Raw genomic sequence first — 13,707 nt, 5'->3', positions numbered from 1 at the left:
CAAATTATACCGAATTAGGGTTGAGTAAATGCAGTTAGCGGCATCACGATCTGCCAAGTTTTTCATTCAGACGGAATACAATGAAGTCACTATCGAAGACGACAAACTCGTTTTGTACTCTGCACAAAGTGAAGAGCATATTCCTTTTTCGGTTTGGGACGGCTCTATTACGTTAAAACGTGGTTTGGTTTGGGGCAGTTTAGTCTTTCATGCGCATGCAAAAAACGGCACTCAACGAGCTTGGTTGGTGCAAGGTTTGCCTTGGGTGGATTGTCAGGCTTTCATTCAGCATGCTCAGAAAGAATATTCCGATTGGCATTTTCACCAATGTCACAACCTAAATGAAAAACTGCCAGCATGGCGGGAAGCGCTGAACCTCATTCGAAATCAACCCTCCTACCTACAAACCTCTCAACTTCAAGCTTGGAAAGACAGCGTTATTAACGATTTCAGTGTGTTGAATATGAGTTTAGAAGAAGCCGAGCAGCGAATGCCCCAAGCGATGGTTGAGGTGGCTGACTGGCTTACCAATGGTGCTGAGAATCAGAAAACACGCAATGTAGAATGGTTAGAAAAAGAGCGTGAATATTGGCAAGTATTATTTGCACAATGCGAATCGAGCCCGCTTAATCTTTCACAGCAACAAGCGGTGTTAATGAACAACGATCATAACCTGATACTGGCGGGGGCGGGGACGGGGAAGACAAGTGTTCTTACGGCCCGTGTTTCTTATCTGCTCCAAAGCCACCAAGCCAAACCAGAAGAGTTGTTGATGGTGGCATTTGGACGTGATGCGGCGGATGAAATGCGTCAGCGGTTAGAAAGCAAACTTGGCAGTGATGGGCAGGTAATTACAGTCAAAACGTTCCATCAATTAGGCTTAGATATCATCCGTCATGTTGAAAATGAAGCGGTAGAAATTACGCCATTGGCGACCAATGACAGCATGAAGCAGGCGTGGTGTGTGCAATGGCTAAAGCAGCATTGGGCAACGCAAAATCAATTTAAACGCTGGCAAAAACATTTATCACAATGGCCAATTGCTTATTTGAAAGGGGATGATGAGCTCGGTTCGCAATCCGAGAACCCTAAACTCATTGCGTGGTTACAAAAACAGCTAGAGCAGTTGTGCGCAATGAACATCGGTAAGAAGCAAATCCAACAACGCCTCGTTGAACATGAAGAGTATTCGCGTCTTAACAGTGAATTGCAGCTTGTCTGGCCATGTTATCAAGCGTGGGTACAACTGTTAAAAGACAACAACCAAATCGATTTTGACACGATGATCACGCAGGCAACTAAGTATGTGGCTAATGGTAAGTATCGACCGCAATGGCGCTATGTTATGGTCGACGAGTATCAAGACATTTCGCCTGCTCGACTCGAGTTGTTAGAGGCGATTTGCCATCAACCTAAAACAAAACAACGGGCTTCTTTGTATGCGGTAGGGGATGATTGGCAGGCCATTTATCGGTTTGCAGGCGCGGATGTCAGCCTAACGACAGACTTCGACTCCCGATTCCCTGGGGCCTCCGTCCATTACTTGGATACGACATATCGCTTTAATAACATGCTCGGTGACGTAGCAAACACGTTCATCCAGAAAAACCCATCGCAGTTGCATAAAAACGTGACAAGCAACAAGATGGCGAAACAAAAGTCAGTAATACTGTTGCATATGTCTATACTTGAAAAATCCCTTCTAGAGCTGGACAAAAAGCAGACCTCCCCAAAAGAGGTATTACTACTAGGGCGCAATCATTACCATTGTCCTGAGCAGCTAAAAGATTGGCAAAAATCTTGTTCAAACTTGGACATAAAGTTTATGACATGTCACGCAAGCAAAGGTCAGGAAGCGGATTTTGTCTTTATTTTGAGCGTTGATGAAGGCCAGTTTCCAGCGTTGGAACGCCAGCGTCATCTCGATAGTGCACTTATTCAATCCCAAGATACGTATGCGCATGCAGAGGAACGTCGTTTGTTTTACGTTGCTTTAACTCGCGCAAAATCTAAAGCGTGGGTAATGTACGGTGCTCAACCTTCTTCATTTGTCGAAGAGCTGAGAGAAGGAGGTTACCCTGTTGTCAAAAAATAAATAGGCTAGGGTAACCATGAATATCGGCATTTTTATCTATGAAAACGCAGAACCTATCGACTTTACAGGACCTTATGAAGTCTTTGCGACAGCCAATAAATTCGCCGCACACGACGACGTGCAGTTTCTTCCTTATTTGATCAGCGAATCTGGCGATGCCATTACAGCAAGGCATGGCTTTCAAGTGATTCCACACCGCTCTATCCATAATCACCCAGAATTAGACGTATTGATTGTTTCAGGTGGTGTTTACAGTCATGAAATGACAAATAGCCGAGTCATTCGCTGGCTGCAGGACCAAGCCACGAAGGTCAAAATCGTCTCTTCAGTGTGTAATGGCGTCTTTTTACTGGCTCAAGCGAATTTGCTCACTGACAGACGCATAACAGCACATAAGCAATATTTGGATGATCTTGCACAGCAATTTCCAAACGTGAAACTTGTTAACGGTGTTCGATGGGTAGAGGATGGGGAGATTATTACTTCTGCAGGGATGTTGGCAGGAATAGATATGAGCCTGCAACTTGTGTCTCGCCTTTCAAAAATGGAACTTGCCTTAAAAACAGCCGATCAACTCGACTTTCATTGGAGATGCAAACATGTCGTCGCTTACTGATTTTGAACATCATTCAATCAATTACATTGAATTTGCCGCAAACAACCTAGAAGAAACCAAGCGTTTTTTTGAGCAAGCGTTTCAGTGGGAGTTTACAGATTATGGTGAAGCGTATACGGCTTTTACCGCAAAGGGTTTAATGGGGGGATTTTTTCAGTCGGATGTGGTGAGTGCAACAAAAGAAGGCGCGCCGCTGCTGGTGCTGTTTAGCCGTGATCTTGAGCGCTCGTTTGAAGCCGTGAAATCCCAAGGCGCAGAAATCACACGATCTATTTTTACCTTCCCTGGCGGGCGTAGATTTCAGTTTAAAGAACCAAGTGGTAACGAATTGGCCGTATGGGGCGACTAGCCATCATTATTTTAATACCCATATGATATGCATTAAATTTATTATCTATGAGACATCCGGCTGTGATTTACTAAGGTGAACTAAACGCAGGATGTTTGGTTTTACAAAACCACCGCTCTTTCTTGATAAGCAAACTGAAAAGGCACTTGAGCGAAAAGAGCTCGTTAAAAAGAGCGTAAAGAATCTCGAAAGGAATTGAGTATGAAAAAGTCCGCAAGACGACTATTAATGGCTTCAGCGTTGTTCTCGTTATCTGTTTTATCTGCATTCCCTGCGCTTTCAGCGCGCGACCAATATTTGTTAGACTCTGATGTCTCTTCCGTAAACTTTGCGTCCATAAAGAAACAATATGTCGTCGAACCCGCCAGTTTTACTGGCATTGATGGAAGAATCGATGCGAATGGGGCATTCACTCTCGACATCGAATTGGCGTCTGTTGATACTCTTGTGCCAATCCGTAATCAGAGGTTGAGTGAGCTTTTCTTCAATACAGGCAAATACCCTAAAGCTACCTTGAGTGGGAGAGTTGATCTCACTGAAATATCGAGCCTCACCCAACCTACGATCAAAAACATTGAAGCGACATTAAATTTCTATGGTATTGACAAAGAAGTGACGTTGTCTCTTTTGATTGTCAACACCCCACAATATATTGTCGTCAGTTCGGTTAAGCCCGTCATTGTAAGTGCAGCAAGCTTTGGACTGCCAGACGCGAACTTAACAGCACTGTCGGAAACCGTCGGGGCGATCGCCATTTCACCAACGGTGTCCGTCAATGCTTCGCTTGTTTTTAAAAGAAAATAGCATAAACAAAAAAACGCCGAATGACGGTCACTCGGCGTTTTCATTTCGTTGTATCTTCTTAATGTTGTGATACCTACCGAGAGGTGATAAGCGCCTAACTTTATTCTGTTACGTTCGCTCCGCAAGATACGCATCGTAGTCGGGTATTTCTATGTCCACTTCTTCATTGAGTAACGTGGATGCAAACAAAAAGTTAGCGGTAGCGCGGTTTGTGGCGACTGGAATATTCCATACACTCGCAATACGAAGTAATGCTTTCACGTCTGGATCATGTGGAACGGCATTGAGTGGATCCCAAAAGAACACCATTAGGTCAATTTTCCCTTCCGAGATTAAAGCCCCAAGCTGTTGATCACCGCCCATTGGACCACTGATTAAATTTTTTATCGCCAAGCCCGTGTTTTTACTGAGCATATGGCCGGTTGTCCCAGTGGCATAAAGAAAGTGCCCTTTAAGCGTTTCTTTGTTCTCTGTTACCCAGCGCAGCAATTCTGGCTTGTGATTATCATGCGCGACCAGAGCAATATTTTTGTGTGCAGGCATTTTTCTTATTGTTTTCTTCATTCTTAACTCCTTGAACGATTCGCCTGACTATTGTGCCAACGTTTTAAGACAAAACACAACAAACGGTGGGTGAATCTGCAAACTGACAGGCTACTTTATTATGTATTTGGGGATAGTGAGCACACATAAAATGGGTGATACTTGGGATTCTACAAGGATTACGCTGAGTGCATTAGTAAGTCGAGAGCATTAGCTAAGTTGAGTACATTAGCTAAGTTGAGTACATGAGCTAAGTTGAGTACATGGGCTAATTAAAGCCAAACGAATCGAACCGGAATCTAGGCTTTTCGAATCCAAGGCTGCTTTGAAAACGTTCGATCTTTAATCGGATAAATGACTGGGATTAAAAACCCCGGGGGTTGAGAACCGGGGTTTTCCTGTATTCCTTGTGTCGCGATGAAAGTCATCGCGATCGGGCTAACAGATGTTAATCGTCGGTTAAAAACGAGCCGCTTAAAGCATAGGGATCTTCTTCCATTCCATAAGCGATTCGTCTTCTTAGTTGTTCCAATTCATTTTCTAGCAAGTACATTTGGTCGAAGTTGCCTTCAGAACATGCGATGAAAATCTGTTGTTCCAAGTCTTCAATTTTGTCTTGAATACCCATGTTAAACCCCCCCACTATGGAATGATTTTCAGAGCGATTGACCCAAACAAAAGGGTGACTCTTACACGAATTATAGCCAACGATTTCAGTTGGATCATAAGAACTCGGTTTAGGCAAAAATAGAGGAAGGTACAAACCAATAACTTATAGGTGACTGCTTATAAAATTTAATTAATAACCAGCGACTTATAAACTTAAAAAAAACGCCAATTATTTTGTATTTTTTTTGGGAAATTTACGTAACAAACTTGGGCATTTATTCCAATCTGTTGGCATGCATGCAACCACCGTACTTGGTTTTGCTGTAGCTTATCGCCAGGTCCCTTTACTTCGATGAACCTAAATTGATTGCCTTTAAACGCCACCAAATCAGGTTGACCAGCGCGGAAATTCCGCATATCAGACAGCATCACTTTGAACAATTCGACCAACTTTTCTTTCGGCAATGCACGTTTCGCAAGTTGGATATGTTCCCGTGTCAATACCTCCCAAATGACATAAGGGTTGGCAATACCTTGTTTTGAAATGTAGCGTTTCTCTAGGCTTTCGTATCCATCGTCTAAAAATTCATGGAACGCTTTATCTAATTCAATCGCTCTCTTTTGTGAAAATTCGGGGCGATAAAGATCCAGTGGTCGATATTGGTACGCGTGGTTGAACGCACCTTGCACGGGCGCAAAAATGCAATCCCAAAACGTCAAACCAAATAACCCGTTTAAAAAGCTGTTTTCAAGATAAAATACATCCCAACCTTCACGGCTAAAATACTGTTGAGAGGCGATCTCGACCCTGTCTTGAGACAGATCCAACTCGATGAATACTTCCTCAAATGTTGGCTTTTTTTGTGCTTTGGCATTGTGCCCAAGTTTTCTTAGTAACTTGCGTTCAATTCGCTGTGCCACTTCTTTTTCATCGACATCATATGGAGATTGAATCATCTCTCTTACAAGCTGCAAAGCGTGTTCATCTTTATTTTGCTTCTCCCATATTCGAGCACGTCGTTCTCGGCTAGGGGGGAGGGCATGTTCGTCAAACCATTCAAGAGCTTTATCGTATTGCTCGTAGCGTTCTAATTCGCGTGCGAGCTTATTGATAAAGTGGGCGCGTTTTTTATTGATGTCGTTGTGGACGCAAGCTGGTGGGAGAACGCGCAACCAATGATTCACTTGATCTAATGTGGGTTTACGTTGGTCATAGTATTGATTGTTGAACTCGTGAATTTGGAGCAACAAATCCAGTTCATCGCGGTGCTTAAAATAACGAAGTTCGTGGTTAAGTTTGTAATGTTCAAATTGATTTAAACCGAGATCGGAGAGCACAAATTGCGTGAAATCTTGTTGGGTATTGGTGAAAAATAACGCGGTAAAGATCGACATCAAATTTGCGTGAAGCAACCGAATGCAGGAAAACTCAAACTGTTGAGTCTCTATGTCTTCGTCTGGTAAAGCCTCGATAATCGCGGCTTTAGGGAACGATTTTTGAATAGCAGGAAATAGAGTTGTTATTTCTGGCTTTGTGAGTAATTCCTGCGCAAGCGTTCTTGCACTTAGGGCTGAAGGCAGCTGAATTAAGCTTTGTTGTTCGAGCTCGATAAGGCAAGCCGGTATATTGTGTATTTCGTTGTAAACAAGCTTGTCGCTTCGAAACCATTCCCCTTTACGCGATAGCATTCTTATCAGCAAACATTGCGACGGAATGCTCATTGATTGAAAGCGACCAATCCAGAGTAATTCGTCTTCGGATAAAAGGTCACCGTAGAGAGAAACCGCGTGATCGAGAAGAATGTGAAAGTTTTTGCGGTAGTAGTCGGGCGCGAGTTCAGGAGTTGGGTGCATTTAAATACGTATAAAACAAAAAGAGCCTACCCCTAAGGGTAAGCTCTTTTAGAGAGGATGTTCAATCGGAATTAGGCAGAAGCTTTAAGTAACTCTGCTTTCTCCTCGGTGATTGGTTTGGTTACCAATGCGAGCGCAACACAAACGCCCATCATGACCGCTGAAATAGTATACGCTAAGCCAAATCCAGTGCCATTTGCCATTGAATAACCAACAACCGCAGCACCAATGGCACCGCCGATACCCCAAGAGGTATACAGTACACCGTAGTTCGTACCATAGTTTTTAAGACCATAGTATTCAGCCGTGATGGATGGGAATACAGCAAGCAGAGTGCCGTAGCCGACCGCTGCGATAGCCGTTCCGATGATCAATGTGAATTCAGAAGTGAAGGTTGCAAACAGAATCATATTCACACCTTGAAGAACAAACGCTAAAAGAAGCGTGCGTACGCCACCAATTTTGTCGGAAAGTATGCCTGCTGCCACACGACCGCCTGAGTTAAATATCGCAAGGATAGACGCTAGGTAAACCGCATTCGGCAAGTTAGCTTGAACACTCGCAATGTTGGTGATGTTACCAATGATCATCAAGCCCGCTGATGCCGCGAATGCGTACATGATCCACAAAGAATAGAACTGAGGCGTTTTTAGCATGTTACGCCAAGTGATGTCGGTCGGTGTTTTGGTTACGATAGGCGCTTTGCCGGCTTTCACTTTTGGCGCTTCCGGTGTGTAACCTGCTGGTGGATTATTGATGGTACAAGCCAGCGGAACAGCGATGATCAGTACGCCAACACCCAAGATCATGAAGCTTGAGTTAATTCCGTAAGAAGAAATCAGCGCAGACGTCACAGGGGCTAGATAAACGGCTGCCAAACCAAAACCGGCGGCAATTAAGCCATTCACTAACCCTTTCTTAGAAGAATGAAACCACTTCATTGCGGAAGGAGAGAGGCAAGCGTAGCCAAAACCAATGCCAGCACCAGTGATTACGCCAAAAGTGATATTCAGCATAAGAACGGAATCGGCATAGCTTGAACCTATCATGCCAAGACCTGTTAGGGTTGTGCCTAAAATAAGAATGTTTCGTGGACCCATACGATCCTGAAGTACGCCAGCGACAAGAAGACAGATAGAAAAGGTAATCGTGGCGATTGCATAAGGCTGTGATGCATCGGAAGCGCTCCAACCGAAATCACTGACTAATGCTTTGTTAAAAACACTCCAAGCGTACAGAATACCCAAGCAAAGGTTGATACAGAATCCGGCGAGTAGAATTCGCATCGCTCTATCGATTTTTTTCATTTTTTATCTCAAATCACCCGCGAGGGTTTGTTAGGTTCTAAAATATTTTTTGTCTTTATCAAAAAAAGACACAAGAGGTGCGCGCGGATTATAAACAATCCCGATGTGATTGGAATCCCCTTATCAAGATAAATTCGCATAAATTTAGAGATCGGCGTTTTATAAGTTAGGGATAGGTATTGACACTGTTGAAAAGTTGTTAACTTAAAGTTGAATTAGCTGTAGAAATCTTTGTCGGTAGTGACGATGCAGTTTTTTCCTAATCTTTTTGCTTCATACAATGCGCGATCCGCACGTTGAATCATGGCGTTGTAATTTGGGTCTTCTTGACAAGAACTCGCAACACCAAAAGACGCGGTTGTCGCCTCTTTAAAGCCCCATTTGTTTATCTTAGATTTTATTGCTTGAGCGTAGCAAAGTGCTTGCTCGTATTTATGATCGCTCATGCAAACGATAAACTCTTCACCTCCCCATCGTGCACTAAATGCTTGGTCGCCCAATATGTCGTTTAAAACTCTTGCGAACGCTTTGAGTGTTTTGTCGCCGCCGGCATGACCGTATTTATCATTGATCGCTTTAAAATCGTCCAAATCAATCAAAATGCAGCTTATCGATTGATTGAGGGCATAACGATTTTCTAACGTTGAGGTCATGAACCGGCGGTTATGAAGACCGGTGAGTGAATCGTGATTGGCTTGATAGGTGAGTTTCTCTTCTAAAAAGAGCTGTTCGGTAACATCTAATACTGAAACCTGTACTGCGGGTTGCCCATCCCAGTCGATTAAACGTTCAGAAAGCTTAAAATAGGCGGTGGAACCGTCAACCCGCGTGCTTCTAACGGTTACGTTTTGGCTGGTACTCTTGCCATCCAGTAACATCTGATACCGAGAGAGAGCAACTTCCTGATAGTTTTTAGGAATATGATTAAACACTGATCCCGCCAGCATAAAAGAGTCGACATTTTTGTACCCGAGCATTTTCGCATACATCTGATTCGCCAAAAGCGGTTTGAAATCTCGGTGAACAAGAAGACCTTGAAGCGATCCCTCGACCAACTCTCGATAGCGCCTTTCATTTTCACGCAGCTGAATCATGGCTGCTTCTTGTGCTGACATATCAATAATGGTGACTTGTAAAGCGGGCTTTCCTTCCCATTCAATAACATGATCAATAGCCAGCACTGAAAATTCTCTGCCATTTCTATCGACATTAATAGACGAATGCATTCTTGGTCGCTGCTGTTGGGACAAAATCTTCCGATAAGTCTTAATGGCCTCTTTATGATCACTTGGTGCGATGAGGTCGAGCAAACTGTCCAACTGATAGATCTCGTCTACGGAGCCAAATCCATAGATGTTGGCAAAAGCGATATCAACGTAGAGTGCCTTGAAGTCGCGCTGAATAACAACGCCATAAGTACTATCGAACAAAGTGAAGACTCTATCTAATGGTAGTGATAATGAAATGGTAACTCACAACCCCGTAGGGAAGGTGATGATCGACCTCTCGAAAACGACATTTCTATTGCTTTAGTGATGAGATTTTTCAATGTTAATTTTATGTGAAAACACTTTAATTAAGTTGCATTTCGATAGAAAAATCGAGCGTTTATCGAGTAAGTAAAGATTTTTTGTGTTAACCATTTGTAAATAATCACTTATGCGAGGAAAAAATGTACGTTATGTAACATTTATTTACTTGAAATTGATCGGTAAATGAGCAAAATGGCGCTGAAAACTAAGATTCCGATAATGAAAGGACTCATTTCCTAATTTAGGCAATGGTGAACATATGAAACTGATATTAATATTACTGGCTTCTGTCTCTGCGGGTGTGGCTTCTGCGGATCACTTTCATTCTTTCATGTTAGGCCTTGCTGTTTCAGCATTGGCTGTTGGTAGCTGCTACTGGTTCTGCTTCCGCAGCACTCGCTTCCCTGCATTGGCCGTTGTACTCCTGCTTTGCGGTATGCTCTCTAAGCTTGCTATTACCGTGTCTGGCGTAATGATTGGGGTAAACGAAGGCTTGATGACTTCTCCGTTAGTCTTTTCATTGACCTATCTTTATTTCTCTATTGTTATTACGTATTTGTGGTTCAGTTATCGTCAAAGCATTACTGAGTTTCCTAAGCGTTACAGAACTTCCTAAGAAGATCGCGACGGCAAAAATGCAAATAGCAATCTGATAACGTACAAAGTCGTTGCCACAGCAAAGACGGAATGAATGGCCTTCCTAAACGGAGGGCTTTTTTTTGCAATAAAATGTACCAGAGTCACAAGCGTAAGATTTTTAGGGATAAAATAGAGATTTCAGTAAAATTCGCTTAGTAATTAACCACTTATACAATAGCCCGTTTCTTAGCCTATTTATATCCTATATTGTATATAGAAGTGGTGGGAATCTTGCGCTGATTTTATCTTTAGATGCTTTCCAATCCACCCTTCTTTTTAAAGGTGCCCAAGTTAAATTTTAGTGAAAAAAGTACTATGGTTTGGGTATAAGCATTTATTTTATGTATGCATTTCATACGCGACCTATGGTGAATCAATGTCATTTCCTATTCTTATCTGTGACGACTCTGCACTGGCCCGTAAACAGATGGCGCGTTCACTTCCCGCTTCATTAGGGGTAGATATCACTTTTGCTGTTCATGGGCTCGACGCATTAGAACAACTTCAAACGCGTGACTTTAAACTGATGTTTCTCGATTTGACCATGCCAGAGCTGGATGGGTACGGTACGCTTGAACAGATCGGGAAGCGTGGCATAGACATTAAAGTAGTGGTGGTGTCGGGGGATATTCAACCTAAAGCGAAAGAGAAGGTGTTGTCATTGGGTGCAAAGGCTTTCTTGCAAAAGCCTATTGATAAAGATCTTCTAAAAGAGGTGCTTAAATCACTGATTGAGCCACCTACACAGCCACAAATTTACATGCCAACGTCAGTCGAACTGCCTGTGCTGAAAAGGCGCGACATATACATGGAAGTGGCGAACGTCTCGATTGGTCGTGCCGCTGACGCACTTGCTCGCCATTTCGACGTGTTTGTACACCTACCACTGCCTAACGTGAATATTTTTGAAGTCAGTGAACTGCACATGGCGTTGCGAGATTTGGCCGACAACGACCAAGTATCGGGTGTTTGCCAAGGTTTTAGTGGTGAAGGGATTGCGGGAGAAGCCCTTGTATTACTGAGTGATTCTTCGGTAAGCGACATCAATAAACTGATGAAAGTACCAGCTGACAACGAGCATGAAGAACTTGAGCTGCTTATGGATGTATCCAATATTCTGGTGGGTTCGTTCTTAAATGGACTTGGTGAACAATCAGAAGTACGCTTCTTCCAAAGTTCTCCTGTTTTGCTAGGACAGCATATTCCTATCGATTCCGTTATTCAGTCTACTTCTGGTTCTTTCACCAAAACCATGACCTTCGAAGTAAGTTACCACATCGATGGCACAAACATTAAATGTGACTTGTTGTTTATGTTTGTAGATGAATCTCTTCCTTTATTGGATAACAAATTAGCCTACTTGATGGAGGATGAGCTGTAATGCTGAATCTACCCGCAGAATTCGAACAGTTCCACTGGATGGTGGACATAGTGCAAAATGCCGAAATGGGGCTAGTGGTGCTGGATAGTGAATACACTATTCAGGTTTGGAATGGATTTATGACCCATCACAGCGGAAAACAAGCGCACGAGGCCATTGGTAAATCTTTGTTTGAGGTGTTTCCTGAAATCCCCAGAGAATGGTTTATCCTGAAAGCCAAACCTGTATTCAACATGGGGTGCCGCAGTTTTATTACATGGCGACAAAGACCGTACTTATTCCGTTGCAGAAACGTTCGCCCCATCACGCAGCAGGCAGACTTTATGTACCAAAACATCACACTTAACCCGATGCGAACACCAACTGGGCAGGTTAAATCGATGTTTTTATCGATTCAAGATGCGACGGCAGAGGCTGTTATTGCTGGTGTAGCAGAAAACACTCGATAGCGAGGTTTTGCAGTTTGGCTTAAACAAGCAGGCAAAATAAAGAGTCCTATCAAAAAAAAGACCCGATAGAATGGCTCTATCGGGTTTTGGCATCATAAGTGGTTGGTGAGTTGATCAAAACTTATGCTTTTACTTCGTTTACACTGCCACCAGTTTGGAATACATCCGCAATGTTCTGTAGCGTTACCGATGCAATACTGCTTAGAGCATCGTTCGTTAAGAACGCTTGATGACCCGTGAAAATGACGTTGTGGCACGCAGACAAGCGTCGAAACACATCATCGACGATGACATCACTCGATTTATCTTGGAAGAACAGTTCTTTTTCATTGTCGTAAACGTCTAGCCCAAGTGAACCAATTTTACCAGATTTAAGCGCCTCAATAGCATCTGCGGAATCCAGCAAGTCTCCACGGCTGGTGTTCACAATCATGACACCGTCTTTCATCTGAGCAAATGCATCGGCGTTCAACATATTTTTGTTTTCCGGAGTGGAAGGACAGTGCAGGCTAATGACATCCGCATATTTATAGACGTCTTCAAGTGAGCAGTATTTTACGCCTAAATCGATCGCTAGCGGATTCTGGTAAGGATCGAAACACAAAATTTCCATCCCTAACCCTTTTAAAATACGCATGGTTGCTAGCCCAATTTTCCCCGAGCCTACAATACCGGCGGTTTTACCATGAAAGTTAAAGCCGACTAAACCTCCAAGGTTAAAGTTGGCATCGCGTGTGCGCTGATACGCTTTGTGATATTTACGGTTAAGGCAGAGCATTAAACCTACAGCGTGTTCGGCAATGGATTCCGGTGAATACGCGGGCACACGTACAACTTTTATATTCAATTTCTGAGCCGCATGGAGGTCAACGCGATCGAATCCCGCACAGCGCATCGCAACCACTTTTACGCCAATATTGGCAAGCTGTTGCAAAACGGAGGCCGATAAGTCGTCATTTACGAATGCGCATACCACTTCGCAGCCCGAAGCTAGTCGAGCCGTTTGCTCGGTTAATCGGAAATCATGAAACTCAAAAGCATAAGAATAATGCCGGTTTTCGTGATGAAAACTTCGTTCGTCATAAGATTTAGAGCTAAAAAATGCGATCTTAAGCATGACTATATCCCTCAATATAGAGTTAGTTATTAATATAAGTGGTATTGATACGCGTGATTGAAAGAAAAATAAACCCCAAATTTATTAAGCGTTAACTGATTGTTATTAAGGGGATTGACGGGCTGTAACGGGGTGGGTTATGAGGAAAATAAAAAGGACAAAAGTAACATCGAAAAGTATTTGGTATGGTATCTCCTTAAAGGTAGCACAATAAAACGACGATTATCAGTCTTGTCAGGAGCCTTTAAGTGCCTATAATGTTGAAAACCGGAGTGTCTGCCAACGCTCCGGTTTTTTTGTGTCCGAAAAACGTGACACTCTTTTGCTAAAGAGATTCGCGCTTGCTTGAAAGAGGACCTGCCAGCCAACTTTCTACGGGCATGCAATACACAGTTAAAGGAAATTACATACC

Annotated in this window: 13 protein-coding genes; 7 read left to right on the top strand and 6 right to left on the bottom strand. The window is 43.1% G+C overall.

Going from position 1 to position 13,707, the window contains the following annotated elements:
* The first annotated feature begins 28 nt into the window (after positions 1-28).
* From helD to HC752_RS17350, 4 genes are all read left to right on the top strand, one after another.
* Entirely contained in the window at positions 29-2,095 is a 2,067-nt protein-coding gene (helD, locus tag HC752_RS17365) for a DNA helicase IV (RefSeq protein WP_190336435.1), read from the top strand.
* A 16-nt stretch (positions 2,096-2,111) separates the two neighbouring features.
* On the top strand, positions 2,112-2,711 hold the full coding sequence (locus HC752_RS17360) for a DJ-1/PfpI family protein (protein ID WP_190336434.1): 600 nt from the start codon (positions 2,112-2,114) through the stop codon (positions 2,709-2,711).
* Complete coding sequence (locus HC752_RS17355) at positions 2,695-3,060, top strand: VOC family protein (protein ID WP_190336433.1); 366 nt, start codon at positions 2,695-2,697, stop codon at positions 3,058-3,060. The genes HC752_RS17360 and HC752_RS17355 overlap by 17 nt, the downstream gene beginning before the upstream one ends.
* Positions 3,061-3,261: 201 nt before the next feature.
* A complete protein-coding gene (locus tag HC752_RS17350; RefSeq protein WP_190336432.1) occupies positions 3,262-3,864 on the top strand; it encodes a YceI family protein in 603 nt (200 codons plus the stop codon).
* 108 nt (positions 3,865-3,972) lie between these two features.
* Here HC752_RS17350 and HC752_RS17345 read toward each other — a convergent pair whose 3' ends face one another.
* The 5 genes from HC752_RS17345 to HC752_RS17325 form a co-directional block, all read right to left on the bottom strand.
* Positions 3,973-4,428 carry a methylglyoxal synthase gene (locus tag HC752_RS17345; RefSeq protein WP_190336431.1) on the bottom strand — a complete coding sequence of 152 codons (456 nt, stop codon included), beginning with the start codon at positions 4,426-4,428 and terminating at the stop codon, positions 3,973-3,975.
* Between the two features lie 427 nt (positions 4,429-4,855).
* Positions 4,856-5,035 (bottom strand): hypothetical protein, encoded by a 180-nt coding sequence (locus HC752_RS17340; RefSeq protein WP_190336430.1) that lies wholly within the window; start codon positions 5,033-5,035, stop codon positions 4,856-4,858.
* Positions 5,036-5,229: 194 nt separating this feature from the next.
* On the bottom strand, positions 5,230-6,870 hold the full coding sequence (locus tag HC752_RS17335; protein ID WP_190336429.1) for a VRR-NUC domain-containing protein: 1,641 nt from the start codon (positions 6,868-6,870) through the stop codon (positions 5,230-5,232).
* A gap of 71 nt (positions 6,871-6,941) precedes the next feature.
* Entirely contained in the window at positions 6,942-8,177 is a 1,236-nt protein-coding gene (locus HC752_RS17330) for an L-lactate MFS transporter (protein WP_190336428.1), read from the bottom strand.
* 215 nt (positions 8,178-8,392) lie between these two features.
* Positions 8,393-9,607, bottom strand: coding sequence for a sensor domain-containing diguanylate cyclase (locus tag HC752_RS17325; protein ID WP_190336427.1), 1,215 nt, complete (start codon positions 9,605-9,607; stop codon positions 8,393-8,395).
* A gap of 361 nt (positions 9,608-9,968) precedes the next feature.
* Between HC752_RS17325 and HC752_RS17320 the strand changes: the two genes are divergently transcribed.
* The 3 genes from HC752_RS17320 (at position 9,969) to HC752_RS17310 (ending at position 12,178) form a co-directional block, all read left to right on the top strand.
* Positions 9,969-10,325: an NADH:ubiquinone oxidoreductase gene (locus HC752_RS17320; RefSeq protein WP_190336426.1), complete on the top strand. Its 357-nt coding sequence runs from the start codon at positions 9,969-9,971 to the stop codon at positions 10,323-10,325.
* 399 nt (positions 10,326-10,724) lie between these two features.
* Complete coding sequence (locus HC752_RS17315; protein ID WP_190336425.1) at positions 10,725-11,729, top strand: response regulator; 1,005 nt, start codon at positions 10,725-10,727, stop codon at positions 11,727-11,729.
* Positions 11,729-12,178 (top strand): PAS domain-containing protein, encoded by a 450-nt coding sequence (locus tag HC752_RS17310; protein ID WP_190336424.1) that lies wholly within the window; start codon positions 11,729-11,731, stop codon positions 12,176-12,178. Before HC752_RS17315 ends, HC752_RS17310 begins: the two co-directional genes overlap by 1 nt.
* 121 nt (positions 12,179-12,299) lie before the next feature.
* Here HC752_RS17310 and HC752_RS17305 read toward each other — a convergent pair whose 3' ends face one another.
* Positions 12,300-13,295, bottom strand: coding sequence for a 2-hydroxyacid dehydrogenase (locus tag HC752_RS17305; RefSeq protein WP_190336423.1), 996 nt, complete (start codon positions 13,293-13,295; stop codon positions 12,300-12,302).
* Between the last annotated feature and the right edge of the window lie 412 nt (positions 13,296-13,707).

This window comes from Vibrio sp. S9_S30 (assembly GCF_014694455.1).
Classification (GTDB): Bacteria; Pseudomonadota; Gammaproteobacteria; order Enterobacterales; family Vibrionaceae; genus Vibrio.
This window is presented reverse-complemented; position numbering and strand designations above follow the sequence as displayed.

Excerpts from the sequence above, each read along its gene's own strand:
- HC752_RS17330 (WP_190336428.1), bottom strand. The coding sequence starts at position 8,177 with ATGAAAAAAATCGATAGAGCGATGCGAATTCTACTCGCCGGATTCTGT.
- HC752_RS17335 (WP_190336429.1), bottom strand. The coding sequence starts at position 6,870 with ATGCACCCAACTCCTGAACTCGCGCCCGACTACTACCGCAAAAACTTT.
- HC752_RS17350 (WP_190336432.1), top strand. The coding sequence starts at position 3,262 with ATGAAAAAGTCCGCAAGACGACTATTAATGGCTTCAGCGTTGTTCTCG.
- HC752_RS17315 (WP_190336425.1), top strand. The coding sequence starts at position 10,725 with ATGTCATTTCCTATTCTTATCTGTGACGACTCTGCACTGGCCCGTAAA.
- HC752_RS17360 (WP_190336434.1), top strand. The coding sequence starts at position 2,112 with ATGAATATCGGCATTTTTATCTATGAAAACGCAGAACCTATCGACTTT.
- HC752_RS17310 (WP_190336424.1), top strand. The coding sequence starts at position 11,729 with ATGCTGAATCTACCCGCAGAATTCGAACAGTTCCACTGGATGGTGGAC.
- HC752_RS17355 (WP_190336433.1), top strand. The coding sequence starts at position 2,695 with ATGTCGTCGCTTACTGATTTTGAACATCATTCAATCAATTACATTGAA.
- HC752_RS17305 (WP_190336423.1), bottom strand. The coding sequence starts at position 13,295 with ATGCTTAAGATCGCATTTTTTAGCTCTAAATCTTATGACGAACGAAGT.
- HC752_RS17320 (WP_190336426.1), top strand. The coding sequence starts at position 9,969 with ATGAAACTGATATTAATATTACTGGCTTCTGTCTCTGCGGGTGTGGCT.
- helD (WP_190336435.1), top strand. The coding sequence starts at position 29 with ATGCAGTTAGCGGCATCACGATCTGCCAAGTTTTTCATTCAGACGGAA.
- HC752_RS17340 (WP_190336430.1), bottom strand. The coding sequence starts at position 5,035 with ATGGGTATTCAAGACAAAATTGAAGACTTGGAACAACAGATTTTCATC.
- HC752_RS17345 (WP_190336431.1), bottom strand. The coding sequence starts at position 4,428 with ATGAAGAAAACAATAAGAAAAATGCCTGCACACAAAAATATTGCTCTG.